Below are 17406 nucleotides of genomic sequence, written 5' to 3'. Positions count from 1 at the left end.
GTTTTTTTAAAAGGGGTCAAACGCAAAATATAATGATCTCTACCCATTCACCAAATTGCTCACGTAGTTTGGATGCCCCATCGCCAACCGCTTGGCAATCCACGGATTCTTTGCCGTCGTTTCTTTGCGCAGTCTTTTGGCGATCTCAATCTTCCAGTCCGCGCTTTTGGGACTGGAGATGATCGTCGCTTCAGAGATCTTTCGCTTCTTCAATTCTTCACACACAATCCCCTCCCAACGCGACTCGTTCAACTCCTTCAGGTCGACGCCATCCCAATCCACCTCCGAACCGGATTTCTCCAATTCCTTGACTAGCTCCTTCTTGGCTTGGCTACTTCCCAGAAACCAACCACGCCCGTATTTCCGATCCAGCTCGTCTTTTCTTTTCGGATCGCTTTCCTCTACAATCTCAAGCCGCTTCTGGTATTTGCGCATTCCCGCCAGACTGTCCGGCAAGTCACAGAGCGATAGGCAGCAACCCCGATCCAGCGGAGGCATCACCACCCTCTTGCGAAACTTTGGAAAACTCGATAGCCTATAGCTCTGCAAGTCCCCGACCGTGCAAAGACCCGCCCGCACCGGATTGAGATGAATGTAATCGATTAGCCCCAGCAAAGGTCGATCCTCCTCCACCAAAATCGATTTGTAGCGCCCTTGAAACACGTGCCCCCGCTCACCTCGGAACCGATTGAAACGGGTCGCAAATGTGCTCTGCAACCACTTCATCCCCTCCACCAGATTCGGCTCAGGCGTTTCCATCGCCAGATGATAGTGGTTACTCATGATCACATACGCAAACAACCGCCAGCCACAACGCTCCGCTGCCTCGAAAATCGTCTTCTCAAAAGACTCCCCACTGCCACCCTCTAGAAACAACTCCTTCCGGTAATTCCCGCGGCTGATCACATGATAGACCGCTCCCGCATACTCAATACGACTCTTCCTTGGCATTTCAATGACCCACAGAATTGATTTCCCTGAGTAATGTAATCTTTATATTTTGCGTTTGACCCCTTTTTCCTTCTCAAAATTTGCCATTTGACCGAACGCATACCCGCCATTTGGGCCATACCCCCTTTCCTTACGGCTGCCAGATACGGGGTTTGCATTAAATCAACTACCCCATTCAACTCGATCAACTTCCACTAAAACATCCTCTGCATCAATCAACAATAAGTCAAATCCTGGATTTCCTTTTTCTTGACCTTCCTCATCCACCAATCGCTGTTTCAACACCCAGGTATCTTTTCCTGACGTATTTTCTATCGTCAAATATTTAATATCCTTTCCTGGACTTTCACCGCTCAATTGAATGATAGCTGATTCTATTCTACTATCATTAATTTTAGCGCTCATATTTTCCCCAGAATCCGAGATCGACGAAGCAATAATATACCTTTCTCCTTCATTCAATTCTATCGAGATAGGAACACCGTTAATTTTTACAAACCAAGTAAGAGTATCATTTTCTGAAAAATTAATTAAATACAATATGCAACCTTTTGAAATAAAGGATTCTTCATGCAATAAAACTCTTTCCCTAGCGGCCGAACACAAGATCGAACTGCAAAAAAAGCAAACTATAAGAATCTTAATATATATAGATTTCACCCTACCTTTCCTTTAATTTAATTTAATTTAAAGTTCTAATAATTTCCACTCAAGTTCGACCACGCCCCCGAAGAGTTTATTGGAAACAACTGTATTCGTTTCTCCCCAATCTCCCCATTCTTCGTCATTCGCATTTCTCGTTCTTGTTTGAGTAATAATATTAATTCTCCCAATAACAACCTCAGCCTGCCACCACTGATTATCTTCATCGGGCGTCCTAGACTCTGCGCTTCCTAACGAAATGGAACTCTCATCGGTTCCACCATATCCCCAAGATACAGAACCACCTCCATACTCTGCAGCGGCGGTAAATTCGTAATGCTGGGCATTCGACCACCCGGAATTGAGAGTCACAGACAATGTCGAACCCGTGTCCCCGACTTTAATTTTTCCGGTGTTATGATACCCGGCATACACTCGTTTGTGCCTCGTTTGTGAATAATATTCTGGCAAACCAGGTCCAGGCCCCCCTCCGGGAGACCCTCCATGCGCAACTTCTTGCCCGACAACCCAATCACCTAACAAGAAAGGATTGGGACTTTCCGTCCTTACAAGAATCATCTCAAGTCCCATCGGATCCAATCCCGCCGTCGGTACCGGCGCGTAAAAATGCCGGTTCGGCCCGTCGGGGAATCCTGCCGGGTCTGCGGATGTCCACCGTGCCAGTTTCGCCGAGTAATTCCTGAACGGAAAGACATAAGCCTGAAGGTCTTCGTCGTAGGGCTTGCCGGTGAAACGGTTCATGACAGGAGCGTCTGCGCCCGTCGACACGTCCTCCTCAACATTCGCACCCATGGCGGTGGTCAGGAAACTGAAACCGGCGGTATCCCGGCGACCTTTGCCAAAGTCCGTGGACTCTTTGCCTGGCAACTCCATCATAGTATTGCCCAAATAATCGCTGACGAAGAATTTCTCATCCTCGCTTACCCGATCCGACCCGGCGACGGGGACTCCTCCGGAAATGTGAGGCTCGTTGGAAAACGATTCGCTTCCTTTGGCCAGCAGAGCTTTCGCTCCCTGCGGGGCACCTCCGGCCCCGAAAGCGTCTTCCCAGACCCAGGGCTCGATAGCCGAATCCGAGTAGTCGTGTCGTCCGGACGCAGAGCCCGAGGAGAAGAATCCGAAACCGGCTTGGGCGATTTGCACCCGGTTGTCGGCGCTTGTGCGCTGCTTCCCGGCGACCATGCCATCGGCTCCGTAGTGGTATTTCACGGCGGTGTCGTTCCGGACCAATTCCATCACCCGGTCGCGGTAGCCATAGCGGTATTCGGCGACGGGGTCGTGCCCATCGAGTTCCGCGACCAAGCGACCCGCATTGTCATAGCGGTAACGGGTGGTTTCTGTTCCGATATGGCTCACTTTCAATTGGTTCGCCAAATCATAATCAAATTGGCTCCGAACGCCAGCTATTGTTTTCTCGATGATGTTCCCCGAGGCGTCGTAGACGTATGTTTCGTCCAGCTCTGGCCGGTCGGCCGATTTCACGGCAACGAGGCGGCCCAAGGGGTCGTATTTGTAGTCCTGAACGATCCGGAACCACTCCTTCTTTTCCGGAACGGCGGTTTTCATCGACGCGAGCATCGGTGCGGCTGCATCGTCCGCTCCGGCAGCGTAGCCTTCGCGGATGCGTAGGGCGAGGCGACCGTCCGAGGACCATTCGTAGCCGATGCGGCCAACGAGTTCGCCCTCGCTGTCAGTCACTTCCATGACGGTGGTGCGGCCTTCGTCGTCATATTGGTAAGCGAGCGTTTCCCCGGAGGCCATGTGCTTGCGGGCTAGGCGCAGGGTGCCGGGGTCGTATTCGTAGAGCACCCCGGGGCGTTCATCGATTTCCACCAAGGTCATGCGACCGAGGGCGTCGTAACGGTAAGCAGTGGAGCGGACGGGGGTGACCATCTCGGCCCCCGGATCGGTCCGCAGGTAGCGGACGCTGGTTTTCTGCCCGGCGGCATTGTAGTCGTAAAGAACGGTGTGGGCCGAACCGTCGGGAAGGGCCGTGAGCTTGGCGGTCAGACGGCTCAGGCCGTCGTAGGCGTACCGGGTGGTGACCCCGCCGGAAGCGGCCTTGCTGACGCGGCCGAACTCGTCGTATTCGTAGGCGGTCTTTTCGTCGCCTCCGTAGTCGATGGCGGAGAGAAAGCCGTTCTCACCGTATTCGTAGGCGATCTTCTGTTCGCCATTGTTGCGGAAGACGAGGTTGCCGTCGGCATCGAACTCGCGGCGTTCGCGCTGGCCGACGCTATTCTCGGTGCCAGTGACCCGACCGAGGGCGTCGCGGTCGAAGCGGACTTCCCCGCCCCGTGGATCGGTCCAACCCACGAGACGGCCGACAGGGTCGTAATCGTAAGCGATTTGGTTGCCGAGGGCGTCTTCCTCCGAGCGAAGGTAGCCCTCCGGGCTGACCTGGCGGATGGTTTCGGCCCCGTGCATGTCCCGGAAGACGAGGCGCCAGTCACCATCGGCTAGTTCTTCGGCGCTGCGGTCGAGGATGCGTTCGCCGTTAAGCGAGACCCGGGAGAGGCGGCCCTGGGGGGAGTACTCATATACCCACTCCCGGTCGCCCTTGGCGACGGTGGCGACGCGGGCGTTGTCGGCAAAGGTGATGTCGGTGCGCTCGCCGTCGAGGTTCTGAAGGCCGACGACGCGGCCCCACTCGTCGTAGGAGATGTTGCGACTGTAGCCCATGGGGAAGTCGTGCCGGATCATCCGCCCGAAGGCGTCGTAACGGAAACCGTGGCGCTCGCCGCGCAGGTCAACCATGTCGACGAGATCGCCGTTCTGGTTGTAGTCGAAGCGGACGCTGTCGCCGAGGGGGTTGGTGACGCGGATCGGCTGACGGGAATCGCCTTTGTATTCCCAGAAGGTCGGTTCGGCACCGACGCGCTGGCGGGCGGTAAGGCGTCCGCGCTCGTCGTATTGGAAAAGTTCGGTGGCCCGACCGGCGCGCTTGACGGCGAGAACGTCGCCGAACTCGTTGTACTTGACCTGCACGAGGGCGATGCCGCCGGGGGAGTCGATCCGTTGGATCTTGCCGGAGGCGGCCCCGTTCGAACGCCCGTAGTAGACACGGGTGACGGCGGAGCCGTCGGGGCGGACGAGGGTCGATTCGCCGGAGCGGAAGTCGATCTCCAGTCGGCTCGTTTCGCCGACTGCGTTTTCGTGAGTGAGCTCTACCCCGTTGGTCCGGGAGCTCATGCGATAGAGGTCGTTCCCGACGCGAGCGATGAGGGCGTCGGCGGAAAACTCGGGGAGGTCGAGCTGGTGGCGGCTGATCCAGCCGTCGCCCGGCACGGTCCATTCGAAAGTAAGGTCGCCGGGAGCATCGCGGTCAACCGTGGAAAGAAGTCCGGCCTGGTAGTCGAAACGGACCGGAGCGCCGGGACGGGTGTTCGAAAGCCATTCGACGAGGCGGAAGTCACCGCTCTCTTTCTTGCCGACTTCTTCGTAGGTGAAGCGATGCTCGACCGGCCCGAGCCGAACGGCGAGCGGGCGGCCGTCTTCGGACCACTCGACCGAGAGAACTTCGAGAACCCGGCGATAACCACCTGGCGCAAGCCCTTGCCTGGGAAGCGTCTCGCGGAATACGCATCCCACCGACTATACCCGCCGAAAAGCCGGTTGATCGAAGGAGGGAACGGACAGATTCCGATCATCGTCGCCGAACCGACCGATCCGGAACCCAAGGCGCTGGTGGTCTACATCCCGGAACCGAAAGCCGGCAGCCCCGATCCGCTCCATTACCTCGCCGACCACGGATTGGTCGGGATCGGGGTTGAGATCGACCCGGAGAAAGAGAAGGAAAACATTCTCCGCGTTCGCCAATGGATCGCGTCGGTCGACTCCTGGCAACAACTCCCGATCTACTACGTCGGATACCGGGAAACCTGGCCCATTCTCGCCACGCTCTACGAGCACCCATCTTCGTCGGACCACGGACTATTTTTTCTGACTCCCGAGCCCACCAAACCCGCCGCTCCCGAATCGGGTCAGGCCCGCATTCCCCTCTATGTCCTCGACCTTCGCCCGAACGCCGAAGAGCTCAAAATGGCCAGCGATCATCCTCTCGCCGGAACGACCCTGGAATCGAGCCGATGGATCAAAATCCCCGGCGAGGAGGACATGGAAAGAGGAAAGCGATGGCAAGCGCTCTGGGAAACGATCGCCGACATGAGCCAGTAGCACCCAAAACGTTCCCTCCGATCACCATTCCGATCCAGTCCCACCTGCAATGATATTTACCGACAGTCCGATCCGCTCGACCTTCGGCTGGGAAAGCCCCAACGAAGCAGCCATTTTTTTCGCGACTCTGGTCCCCTTCCTCTTGACGGGAATGCTTTGGGCTCGGAAAATCCGAATCGCGAAAATCAAGTACCCGCTTCTCACCTGCCTGATGCTCGGAGAAGCGCTTCTCTACCTGAGTCTGGCCCGAACGGGTTCGCGCAGCGGGGCTCTTGCCCTCGTTGTGGGCTCAGGATTCTATTCCCTTCTTCTCTGGCGCGCTCACGCCCTCTCCCCGAAGCTCTGGGCCGCAAACGCCCTCGCCCGCATTTTGCTCTTCGGAGTCGTCGCCCTCTTCACGGTCACCGGCTCCCGGTTTTCTCCGGAGGCCTTATTGAACGACCGCTCGGGGGAGATCCGCCTCGATCTCTGGAAGGCCGGCTTGAAGATGCTCGCCCTTGAGCCCTGGACCGGTTGGGGAGTCGGACAGTCCGGCCTCCAGTATATGCATTGGTTCCAACCCCCAGACGACCCCAAACGGGTCGCTGGAACTATCCAGTCGTTCCTCCATATCGGGGTGGAGCGCGGAATCCCCGCCCTGTGGCTCTTCACGACGACGGTCCTTCTTCTGCCGATTCTCAGCTTTCTGGGCATACGACGCCTCTCGCCCCGTGAGAAATCGGCGAAGAGCATCGAAAACTCAGATCCGTCATTTGCCCGCAGGCACTCCGAAGACAGGGCGGGAACCCGGCGAGCCACAGCCAACCGGCCCGCTCTCCTGCTCGCATCCGTCGGGGCTGTCGGAGCGATTTGGTTCGTCGGCAATTTATTCAGCACGCAATGGATCATTCCAAAGCTGTGGATCGTTCCGTCCCTTTCTCTCGCCTTCGCGATGATTCTTCTTCTCTTCCGAAACCGATGGCGGGTCATCGTGATTTCCTTGGGCACGGCAGCTCTTGTCAGCGGCGTTCTCTGCGCCGTGGCATTCCAGGTAGGCAGTCGGATCCGACATTCCCCGGAAATCGCCGTTGAAGGCGACTGGATCGAAATTCTCCAGGGTGCTCCTGCCGAATCAGATACTCACTCAAAACAACGCATCGTGCTTCCCGACCCAGACATCCTTGGGAGGGATTACGGTCGAGAGCTTCGGAAATTCTTCGCCGAAGAAGAGTTCCCCTCGACAATCGTGCCCCGCTACGAGAACTTTACCATCCCCACCCGACCGTATGAAACGGTGATCGCCATGGGGAAGTACGTGAACAACGCCCTTGCCCTTCCGGCTCCAGAGATTCTCCTCTTTCACCCGACCGTCCGCCCGGACCCGGAAATTGTCGCCTCACCGCCCGAAGGAACTTCGGTCACCCTCTTCCTTCCCGATCTGGACGTCAGTGGGTACGAGGACCTCTGGAGAAAAGCCGCACGCCGTGAGGGTTGGAAAATCACTTCGACCGGATGGACCGGGCTCGACTTAAGAACTCAGTGGCCCGATATCGCCCTGATGCCCGTCGAATCGGCAGAGTGATCCGTTTGAGTGCCGAAAGAGGTGACGCAGGAATCGAACCTCCACGCCCAGAGAAATCCCTTGTAGCGACTGGGTTTACCCCAAGAGACCTCAAGATTGCACCGGGCGCAGGATCAACCCGAACCCTACACGAATTCCCCCTCTTTTTTTGTGATCTATTGTGCCTTTGGGTGGCCCTCGGATTGATCTGCCCGATCCGAGCTACACGGAGCGGGGCCCACACTTCCCTGCCTTGGTATCCTTGCAATGGGTTTTAAACTTCATGCGCGGCGGCAGCACGGGAGCCGACTACAGTCGGAACTACAAACCCGCCCCAACGCAATACGCACGACTAAAGTCATGCACGTACGACAATAATAAAATCGGACACTCATAGATCCCTCACCTCATCCCATGCGACTCCGGACAAACGGTTGTCGCGACTTGATTGATACTATGATACCCCGATCCAATGCAGGGCGCGGGATCAACCCGTAGACTACACGATCCTCCTCCTTTTTGTGCCTCTTGGTGGCCATCGGATTGATCTGCCCGATCCGAGCTACACGGAGCGGGGCCCACACTTCCCTGCCTTGGTATCCTTGCAATGGGTCTTAAACTTCATGCGCGGCGGCAGCACGGGAGCCGACTACAGTCGGAACTGCAAACCCGCTCCAACGAGATGCGCACGACTAAAGTCATGCGAGTACGACAATAATAAAATCGAACACTCATAGATCCTTCACCTCTTCGCATGCGACTCCGGACAAGCGCTTGTCGCGACTTGGTTGATACTGGGAACCCCCGATCCTACGCAGGGACACGGGATCAACCCGGACCCGACACGATCCTCCTCATTTTTCTGATCTTTTGCGCCTTTGGGTAGCACCGGAATCGATTTCGCCACCGCCCCGGAAAACAAAAAGCCCGGAGAGAACGGAGTCTCTCCGGGCGAAAGGTTGCGCCCAATGGCTTTTGCGGCGGGCTTACTTCTTAAACTCGGAAACGAGAGCGGTGACGGTTTCTTTGGCGTCGCCGTAGAGCATCCGAGTCTTTTCGAGGAAGTAGAGCTTGTTGACCAGACCGGAGAAGCCGGCGCCCTTGCCTCGCTTGAGGGCGTAGACGGTGCGGGCTTCGTTGGCCTTGATGATGGGCATGCCGTAGATCGGGCTGGACTGGTCCTCGGAGGCCGCAGGATTCACGACGTCGTTGGCACCGATGACGATGGCCACGTCGACCGAGGGCATGCGCGGATTGATCGCGTCCATTTCCACAAGCTGCTCGTAGGGGACGTCGGCTTCCGCGAGGAGCACGTTCATGTGTCCGGGCATGCGCCCCGCCACCGGGTGGATGGCGTAAAAGACTTCGGCACCATTTTCCTCGAGCAGGTCTCCCAACTCTTTCACGGCGTGCTGCGCCTGGGCGACGGCCATTCCGTATCCGGGAATGATGACCACGGTCTGGGCGGCTTCGAGGACGTAGTAAGCGTCCGAAGTCGTGGCCGCTTTCATCTCTCCTTCCACCTCCGTATCCGCGGCCCCGCCGGCGGAACCGAATCCACTGAAGAGGACGTTGGCCAGGTTACGATTCATGGCCTTACACATGATGAGGGTCAGGATGAGTCCCGAGCAGCCCACCAAACATCCGGCAACGATGAGGACGTTATTCTGAATGGCAAAACCGGCCGCGGAAGCCGCGAGACCCGAAAGACTGTTCAAGAGCGAGATGACCACGGGCATGTCTCCGCCGCCAATAGGCAGGACTCCGAAGATCCCCAAGCCAATCCCGGCCACAAGGACCCCAAGGAAAACTCCGTAGGCCACCGGGCTATCCGGAGCCCACCCGAAGAAGGCAACGCTGCCCACCGAGAGAATCAGCAGGACTAAGGCGATCAAACGCTGCTTCGGGAGAATGGTCGCAGAACCTCCGAGTTTCCCAGAAAGCTTCGCCCAGGCGATCAAACTTCCCGAGAAGGTCAAAGCCCCGATCCAAGTCGCAACTGCGATGACCACGGCAATAAAGGTCGCATTCTCGATGCCTCCGATCCCGCCTTCGCTGAAATACTTTTGATACTCCGCCCAAGCGACAAACACCGAGGCCAATCCTCCGAAACCATTAAAGAGCGCTACGAGCTCGGGCATCCCGGTCATCTTGACTACGCGCGCCCAGACGACACCGATAACGGTCCCTAAGCCGAGGCCGATCCAGACCCATTGAAAATCCATTCCGGATTTCATGAGGGTGACGACGACCGCCAAGAGCATGCCGATGGCCGAAATCATGTTGCCCTTGCGCGCCGTGCTGGCGGACCCGAGCATCTTGATTCCGAAAATGAACAACACCGCCGCAGCGATGTAAGCAATATTGAGGAAAACAGCACTCATTTGGGCGTCTTCTCCTTCTTCTTGAACATTCCGAGCATCCGGTCAGTTACGAGGTAGCCGCCGACGACGTTGATCGTGGCGAGAACGAGAGCGATAAAACCGAGCCATTGAGCAAAGACTGAGTCCGACAGGCCGGTGGCAGTAATTGCCCCAACGATCGTAATACCAGAGATCGCGTTCGAACCCGACATCAGCGGCGTATGCAGCTGCGAAGGCACCTTGGCGATCAACTCGAACCCGAGGAAGGCCGCCAGGGTGAAGATGAATAACAGTAAGACCAGTTCCATAATCGTGGGGTTAGGCGTTCTTGAATTTTTCGTGGACGATGGCTCCATCGCGGACGATGAGGCATCCCTTGAGGATTTCGTCTTCTTCGCGGTAATCGAAGTTGCCCGATTCTTTGTCGAAAAAGTGCTCGATCAAGGCAAAGAGATTGGAGGCAAGCATCCCCGACGCGTCACGGGCAACGGTGCCTTCCATACAGCGGGTGCCGATTATGCGGACGCCGTCGTCGGTCTCCGCGACCTCACCCGGAATCGTTCCTTCAACATTTCCCCCGGTATCGGCGGCCAGGTCGACAATCACCGCGCCCGGGCGCATGCCAGCGACCATTTCCTGGGTCACAATCTTCGGTGCGGGTCGACCGAACAGCTTCGCGGTGGTGATGACGATATCCGCCCCGGCACAGGCTTTCGCCATGCCCTTTTGTTGCAGCTCGATTTGTTCAGGAGTCAATTCCTTGGCATACCCCTGGTCAGTCTGCCCCGTATCTCCGAGATCGATTTTGAGGAACTTGGCCCCGAGGGACTTCACTTGCTCTTCGACGACCGGACGGGTGTCAAAGGCATCGACGCGAGCCCCGAGGCGCTTCGCAGTCGCGATCGCCTGCAATCCTGCAACCCCCACCCCGATCACAAAGACCTTTGCCGGAGAAATGGTCCCCGCTGGCGTCATCATCATCGGAAGAATTTTTCCCAGTAAGCCAGAGGCAACAACCACGGACGAGTAACCAGCCAAATTTGCCTGAGAGCTGAGCACGTCCATCTTTTGGGCAAGAGTGGTCCGCGGAATCATCTCCAGGCTGATAGCGTTCACTCCAGCGGACGAAAACGCTTCCAAAGCCGCACGATTGTTAAAGGGATCGAGCAGACTAATGGAGAGAGCGCCGGACGGATAGGACGCAATCTCGTCTACTGCCGGGGCATTCACCCGCAGCACGACATTGGCCCGCCCCAGGCCTTCTCCCCGAGTCTGGACGACGGTCGCCCCAGCTGATTGATAATCCGCATCCGGATATCCACTGGCGGCACCCAAGCCCGACTCCACGACAACCTCTGGAGCCGGTGCCAGCGCCAAAAGACGCTTTACGGTCTCCGGGGTTGCTGCGCACCGCTTTTCACCAGCACTCGCTTCATTCAGAACAAAAATGACCATAAAGGACTAAAGATAATCGGATTCGGGTGAGACGGAAAGGACAATTTGCGCTGGAACTCGCTCTTCCTTCAATGCTTCGAAATCGCTATCGCGCTTCCGCTCCCATCTCCTACGCACTGGAGAGGAACGGCGAGAGCCGTTTCTGCGAAACTCTCCGGAAAGTCCGAGGACGCTCCGGAACCTACCTCCGAAATCGCTATCGCGCTTCCGCTCCCATCTCCTACGCATTGGAGAGGAACGGCGAGAGCCGTTTCTGCGGACCTCTCCGAAAAGTTCGAGGACGCTCGGAACCTACCTCCGAAATCGCTATCGCGCTTCCGCTCCCATCTCCTACGCATTGGAGAGGAACGGCGAGAGCCGTTTCTGCGAAACTCTCCGAAAAGTTCGAGGACGCTCGGAACCTACCTCCGAAATCGCTATCGCGCTTCCGCTCCCATCTCCTACGTATTGGAGAGGAACGGCGAGAGCCGTTTCTGCGAACTTTCCGGAAAGTCCGAGGACGCTCCGGAACTTACCTTCGAAATCGCTATCGCGCTTCCGCTACGACCCGAGAGGGGAATGCCGATGCGATTACTGGCCGACAGGCACAGCACTTTCTGCATTCCAGGACTCCCAGACTGCTTCGGTGAAGGCCATGTATTTCAACCCATCGGTAAAATTGGTCCGGGTGACCGGAGTGCCTTCGCGGATGGACCGGACAAACTCACCTTCCACATCCCAGGCGTCTTCAATCGTTCGGACGACGGGCTCCTCCCCTTCGACTGCGAGGACAATTTTGCCCGCGGCGAGATCGACCAGCAGAGAGCCTTTTTCGCCGTTAATACAAATCGAATTCTCGGGCTCTCCTCCATGCAGCTGGCTGAGGTCATAGACCAGCCGTGGGCCGGAGGACGGAAATGCTACGATCTGCAAACTCTCAGGGATGACCGTCGGCTGAAGCTCACCGTTCTCATCGGGGCGCTTCTCGGCACCAAAGCCCGCGGTCGCGGTCACTTCGAGATCCGGAAAATCGACCCAGCGCAGGATCGCTTCGTGGAGGATGCCCATGACCATGGTATTTTTCCCGCTCATCTCCGAATCGAGCCGCCAATTCATCGGAGTCTTCGGATCGAGAAGAGCTCCATTGAGAAAACGAGAGCGCACCTCAAGAAGGTTTCCCAAAACACCCTTCGCAATCCGGGAGGCGATCCACTCGTCGTCTCCAAGAGTGAACGGCGAGGGAACAATCTGCGCGACTTGATCTCCATGCTCAGAGGCGACAAGAGCCATCTCCTGGGCCTCCGCCAGATTCCGCGCCATTCTCGCTTCGCAAAGCACATGCTTTCCCGCCCGCAAGGCGGCAATCGTCACTTCACGGTGAAGATATGGCCAAGTACCGATGCAAACCGCGTCAATCTCCGGGTCCGAGACCAGTGACTGCCAGTCCTCGAACACGCGGGGAATGTCAAATTCTTTGGCGGCCTCTTCACTCGACGCCCGGGAGCGGTTGACGACACCCGTAACTTCCACTCCCTCGATTTCCTGAAACCCAGGGATGTGTCGCAACCTGGAATTTCCACCTGCGCCAACGATTCCAATCCGAAGAATTTGCTCTGTCATCACGATACCTTCTGCGCCCCCTCCGCGATCGAAAGACCGCGAAACTTGGGAGCCTCCCCATATTTTTGCGAAAACTGATCGGCGATCTTCTGGGCGTCTTCTTCCGCGAACGACTTCTGGCAAAGAGCCATGACCGCACCGCCAAACCCGCCCCCGGTAAGCCGGGTGCCATACACCTTTTCCTCTGCAGACAGAAATTCAACCAAAGTATCCAACTCTTCGATACTATTCTCAAACAACTTCGATGAGCTCCAGTGAGAGGCGCAGAGCAACTCTCCGACCGCCTTCAAATCACCGTTGGCAAGCAGCTTCACACACTCCTGCACCCGACGGTGCTCTTCAATGACATGCTTCGCGCGACGGAAGACATTCTCCGGGAGTTCGCTTTCAAACTTCTGCAAGTCCTCCGGCGAAACATCGACGAGAAACTGAATCGCCGGGATCTTCTCCTTAAGAAAATCGAAGGCCTGACAGCACTCTTGATTGCGCGCCGAGTAAAGGGAATCGACCAAGCTGTGTTTTTTTCCGGATTCAAAAATCCAGATGCGGGTATGGGCGGGACCATCGACAGTGTGGATCTCCTCCGACGAACAATCGATATGAACGAGACGATCCTTTTCCCCGAATCCAGAAACGCCTTGGTCCAAAATGCCGCAGGGAACTCCCACCACCTCGTTCTCAGCCCGCCGAGCGAGACGCACCCGCTCCAAACGATCCAGCTCCTGGCCCGCAAGCGATTCAAAGGCGATCGAAGAGGCCAATTCAAAGGCGGCGCTACTGCTCAGTCCGGCCCCAGACGGGATCTCACTGGTTACGAGAAAGTCGAATCCCGACTTCACGGAAACGCCCTTTTCTCCCAACAGCGCCAAAACGCCAAGGGGATACTTGACCCACCCCACCCCCGTCGACATCGCGGTATCCAAGTCTGAAAACTCGACTAAATCCGGATTTCCATCGGTGGCAAAAATCAATTTGTCATCGTCTCGAGGGGCTACGCCTACCTCGAGGAAACGGTCAACCGCTGCGCCCAAGACCTCACCTCCGTTGTAGTCGGTATGGTTACCAATGAACTCGACGCGACCCGGGGCACGGGCAATGAATTTCGGCGATCTTCCGAAACGCTGCTCAAACGCTGCTTTTACCTCTGACATATGGGTTCAAGAATCCGTTCGAGGTTTCCTCTGAGCAAGAAAAAAGCCCGTCAGACGAATCCGACGGGCTTTTCAAAGAGAATCTAATCGAGATTAGAGGAGATCCTTCAGGCCTGCACCGGGCTTGAACTTCACGTTCTTAGCAGCCTTGATCTTGATGGCTTCACCAGTGGCGGGGTTGTGACCGGCACGCGCATCACGGCGGACGACGGAGAAGGTTCCAAAACCAACGAGCTGGACAGCTTCTGCCTTGCTGGCAGTACCAGTGAGCTTCACTTCCTTACCAGCCTTCTTGATGCTGGCCTTGACTGCGTCGAGGACGGCATTCAGGGAGCGCTCAGCAGCGGCTTTGGAGGTGTCTTCACCGAGGTTAGCTTGGATTTGTTCTACGAGTTCAGCTTTGTTCATAATTCAGTACTATAATCTTTTGAGGTTAGATAGTTCGAAGCCAAGGAAGGCGGCTCGTTTTCAGCTAGTCAACAGGGAAAAGTGCCCTAACCCCCTATTTTAGCTATCTCAAGAGCGGTTTTCTGGAGAATTGGGCGAATCTCCCACAAAATCTGCACCCATATTCTCGGCGACCAGTCGCTCTGCATCCGCAACTTTCTGTAGCAATTTGCCCATCGCCTCGATCGGGGCGATCCCCTCCTTCTCGGCCATGATCGCCGCACGCTTCATCAATTGACGCGCCGCGAACTCGGCCTGCTCGCGGTTGCCTCCCCGCTGCTCCATCCAGCCAATCAGGCTTTCCCGGTCTTTTTCGGAAAATAGTTCCTCACTCATGGAGAAAAGCCCTAGCGACCTTTGCGCAGAAAGGCCACTCCGAAGCGTCGAGGATCAGGAGGCAATTGCGACGGGCCGATCTGACGAGGTGGGCGCTGGAAGCAACCCACCCACTGTGGGGCATGGCTTCAGCCTTGCCCATCAGCCTGTTCCGGACGCCACCTCAGAAAAACCTTCCGAGACCGCTAGACCGCGCTGCTAAAGCTGAGCGGCTACTTTGATCGAAGACTTGCCCAAGAATCGGACTTGCTCCCCCGCATATCCAGCAACGCACCCAGCTCGCCACAGGCACACAAAACGCAGACCAGGGTCTCGAACCGATCTGACGAGGTGGGCGCTGGAAGCAACCCACTCCCACTGTGGGGCATGGCTTCAGCCTTGCCCATCAGCCTGTTCCGGACGGCACCTCAGAAACACCTTCCGAGACCGCTAGACCGCACAGCTAAAGCCGAGCGGCTACTTTGATCGAAGACTTGCCCAAGAATCGGACTTGCCCACACACACCCAGCAACGCACCCAGCTCGCCACAGGCGCACAAAACGCAGACCAGAATCTCGCACAGACCCGATGAGGTGGGTGCTGAAGGCAACCCACCCACTGATGGGCATGGCTTCAGCCTTGCCCATCACGCCTGCTCCGAACGGCACCTCAGAAAAACCTTTCGAAACCGCTAGACCGCGCAGCTAAAGCTGAGCGGCTACTTTGATCGAAGACTTGCCCAAGAACCGGCCTTGCCCACGCGCCCTCAGCAACTCACCGATCCTGCCGATGCACCTAAACCGCACTTCCAGCCTCACTCTGCAGCCCACTTCGCCTTGACCCAGAGGGCTTCCGCGACGATTCTGAGGGTTTTCTTCCATGCAAATCCATCCGCACCAGACAACCGACATCAATGTCGAAACTTTCGGTCCACTTCCGTCACCCGCCGGGCTGTGCACCGAGATTCCCGCCAGTGATGCCAACGAAGAGTTCATCCGCCAGAGCCGGGAAAACATCCACCAAATCATTTTTGGGAACGATTCACGCCATTTGGCCATCGTCGGGCCGTGCTCGATTCACGACACCGAAGCGGGTCTGGAGTACGCCGAGAAGCTCGCCGGACTGGCCGAAGAGGTGAAAGACCAGATCCACATCGTCATGCGGGTCTACTTCGAAAAGCCTCGGACGACGGTCGGCTGGAAGGGTCTCATTATGGATCCGCGTCTGGACGGATCCTGCAACCTGCCCGAAGGTCTGCGCAAAGCTCGGAAATTCCTCCTGTCCGTCCTCTCGACGGGACTCCCGACGGCGACCGAATTTCTCGACCCGATCACTCCTCAGTTCATTGCCGACCTAATCAGCTGGGCCGCAATTGGGGCCCGGACGACGGAGTCGCAGACGCACCGCCAAATGGCCTCCGGCCTATCGATGCCGATTGGCTTCAAGAATACCACCGCTGGAGCGGTTCAACCTGCAGTCAACGCGATCAAGGCGGCCAGTGAACGGCAGACTTTTCTCGGGATCGACCCGGAAGGGCACGCCTGTTCGGTTACGACCAAGGGCAACCCGAACTGCCACGTCATTCTGCGCGGGGGATCTTCCGGCGAGAATTACTCTGCCGAACATGTGTCCGCCGCCCGCGCCGCACTGGAGAAGGCCTCCCTTCCTCCCGCCATTCTCGTAGACTGCAGCCACGCCAATTCCAGCAAGAAGCCCGAGCGCCAGCCGGATGTCTTCCGCAACATCATCGAGCAGCGTCTCAATGGCGAATCGGCCATCATCGGCTCGATGATCGAAAGCAACCTCAAGGAAGGGAACCAATCCTTCCCCCGGCCTCTTTCCGATCTCGAACGCGGCGTATCCATCACCGATGGCTGCATCGGATGGGAAACCACTGCCGAAACGCTCCGCCGCGCCGCCGACCGGTTGTCCAAGTTATCTTGAGTCGAGCGATCGAGAATCGGCGCAAAGGACACCCGACTTCAGGTCTGAGTCCTTTTTCGACCTCTCGGCATTGCATCGAACCCGAAGTCTCTTACCCGTTCCCAGAATGAAAACCTCCCTCACCACTCTCTTCACCCTCCTAGGAACCGCCTCGGTCGCCCTCCTTTCCGGTTGCGGAGATGGGAACGAAGAGGTTCGCGTCTATCAGATATCGCATCCCGAGGGCCACGATCCTCACGCAGGACATAACCACGGGCCCCAGGAAACGGGTCCCGCCATGGCAGCTCCGACCCCGGCGGCTCCGCCCCCTGCTACTGGTCAGCCTTCCGTAAACCCGTCCTCGACCATGAGCACCCTGCCGGGGATGGAATCCGCCGCGGCCTCCATCGACACTCCGGACTGGACGGTTCCCGAGAGCTGGGAAGAACTCGCCCCGACCTCAATCCGCAAAGGCAATTTCCGTATTGTCGACGGGGAGAAGACGGTTGAGATTACCGTCACCGCTTTTCCCGGCGACGTGGGTGGACTCGAGGCGAACGTCAACCGCTGGCGCCGCCAGATCGGCCTCCCGCCAGAACCTTTGTCGACCTTGTCAGAATCGATCGAAACGATTGAAGTCGACGGCCAACCCGCCTCCTACGTGGACCTACTGTCCGTAGGGACACCGAATGGCATCGGAATTGTCGGGGCCGTCGTCCCCCACGGGGCGAAAACCTGGTTTGTGAAGATGGTGGGAGACCCCACCCTCCTCCAGGGACAAGAGTCCGAGCTCATGAGTTTCCTGAATTCCATCCAATTCTGA

14 protein-coding genes are annotated in these 17406 nt (G+C 57.2%); 4 read left to right on the top strand and 10 right to left on the bottom strand.

What is annotated here, in order from left to right; translation table 11 throughout:
* Positions 1-39 precede the first annotated feature (39 nt).
* The 3 genes from H5P30_RS07440 to H5P30_RS07430 form a co-directional block, all read right to left on the bottom strand.
* Entirely contained in the window at positions 40-951 is a 912-nt protein-coding gene (locus tag H5P30_RS07440; RefSeq protein WP_185692329.1) for a transposase, read from the bottom strand.
* Positions 952-1113: 162 nt separating this feature from the next.
* Positions 1114-1527 carry a hypothetical protein gene (locus H5P30_RS07435; protein ID WP_185692328.1) on the bottom strand — a complete coding sequence of 138 codons (414 nt, stop codon included), beginning with the start codon at positions 1525-1527 and terminating at the stop codon, positions 1114-1116.
* A 111-nt stretch (positions 1528-1638) separates the two neighbouring features.
* Positions 1639-4806 carry an RHS repeat-associated core domain-containing protein gene (locus H5P30_RS07430; protein ID WP_185692327.1) on the bottom strand — a complete coding sequence of 1056 codons (3168 nt, stop codon included), beginning with the start codon at positions 4804-4806 and terminating at the stop codon, positions 1639-1641.
* Between H5P30_RS07430 and H5P30_RS07425 the strand changes: the two genes are divergently transcribed.
* On the top strand, positions 4771-5790 hold the full coding sequence (locus H5P30_RS07425; RefSeq protein ID WP_185692326.1) for a hypothetical protein: 1020 nt from the start codon (positions 4771-4773) through the stop codon (positions 5788-5790). The two genes, H5P30_RS07430 and H5P30_RS07425, sit on opposite strands and share 36 nt — an antisense overlap.
* 49 nt (positions 5791-5839) lie before the next feature.
* Entirely contained in the window at positions 5840-7351 is a 1512-nt protein-coding gene (locus H5P30_RS07420; RefSeq protein WP_185692325.1) for an O-antigen ligase family protein, read from the top strand.
* Positions 7352-8316: 965 nt separating this feature from the next.
* Here H5P30_RS07420 and H5P30_RS07415 read toward each other — a convergent pair.
* The 7 genes from H5P30_RS07415 to H5P30_RS07385 form a co-directional block, all read right to left on the bottom strand.
* Positions 8317-9714: an NAD(P)(+) transhydrogenase (Re/Si-specific) subunit beta gene (locus H5P30_RS07415; RefSeq protein WP_185692324.1), complete on the bottom strand. Its 1398-nt coding sequence runs from the start codon at positions 9712-9714 to the stop codon at positions 8317-8319.
* Entirely contained in the window at positions 9711-10001 is a 291-nt protein-coding gene (locus H5P30_RS07410) for an NAD(P) transhydrogenase subunit alpha part 2 (RefSeq protein ID WP_185692323.1), read from the bottom strand. The genes H5P30_RS07415 and H5P30_RS07410 overlap by 4 nt, the downstream gene beginning before the upstream one ends.
* Before the next feature lie 10 nt (positions 10002-10011).
* The gene (locus H5P30_RS07405) at positions 10012-11148 is read right to left on the bottom strand and encodes an NAD(P) transhydrogenase subunit alpha (RefSeq protein ID WP_185692322.1); all 1137 of its coding nucleotides are present in this window, start codon (positions 11146-11148) and stop codon (positions 10012-10014) included.
* A 570-nt stretch (positions 11149-11718) separates the two neighbouring features.
* On the bottom strand, positions 11719-12747 hold the full coding sequence (locus H5P30_RS07400; RefSeq protein ID WP_185692321.1) for a Gfo/Idh/MocA family protein: 1029 nt from the start codon (positions 12745-12747) through the stop codon (positions 11719-11721).
* The gene (galK, locus tag H5P30_RS07395) at positions 12747-13898 is read right to left on the bottom strand and encodes a galactokinase (protein ID WP_185692320.1); all 1152 of its coding nucleotides are present in this window, start codon (positions 13896-13898) and stop codon (positions 12747-12749) included. The genes H5P30_RS07400 and galK overlap by 1 nt, the downstream gene beginning before the upstream one ends.
* 93 nt (positions 13899-13991) lie before the next feature.
* Positions 13992-14306: an HU family DNA-binding protein gene (locus H5P30_RS07390; protein ID WP_185692319.1), complete on the bottom strand. Its 315-nt coding sequence runs from the start codon at positions 14304-14306 to the stop codon at positions 13992-13994.
* A gap of 108 nt (positions 14307-14414) precedes the next feature.
* Positions 14415-14681 carry a hypothetical protein gene (locus H5P30_RS07385; RefSeq protein ID WP_185692318.1) on the bottom strand — a complete coding sequence of 89 codons (267 nt, stop codon included), beginning with the start codon at positions 14679-14681 and terminating at the stop codon, positions 14415-14417.
* An 858-nt stretch (positions 14682-15539) separates the two neighbouring features.
* On the opposite strand from H5P30_RS07385, the gene H5P30_RS07380 reads away from it, so the two are divergent.
* Both H5P30_RS07380 and H5P30_RS07375 read left to right on the top strand, forming a co-directional pair.
* Positions 15540-16604 (top strand): 3-deoxy-7-phosphoheptulonate synthase, encoded by a 1065-nt coding sequence (locus H5P30_RS07380; RefSeq protein ID WP_185692317.1) that lies wholly within the window; start codon positions 15540-15542, stop codon positions 16602-16604.
* 106 nt (positions 16605-16710) lie between these two features.
* A complete protein-coding gene (locus tag H5P30_RS07375; RefSeq protein ID WP_185692316.1) occupies positions 16711-17406 on the top strand; it encodes a hypothetical protein in 696 nt (231 codons plus the stop codon).

The organism is Puniceicoccus vermicola (assembly GCF_014230055.1).
GTDB classification, from domain to species: domain Bacteria; phylum Verrucomicrobiota; class Verrucomicrobiia; order Opitutales; family Puniceicoccaceae; genus Puniceicoccus; species Puniceicoccus vermicola.
The sequence above is the reverse complement of the archived record's forward strand: the minus strand, read 5'-3'. Positions and strand labels throughout refer to the sequence as shown.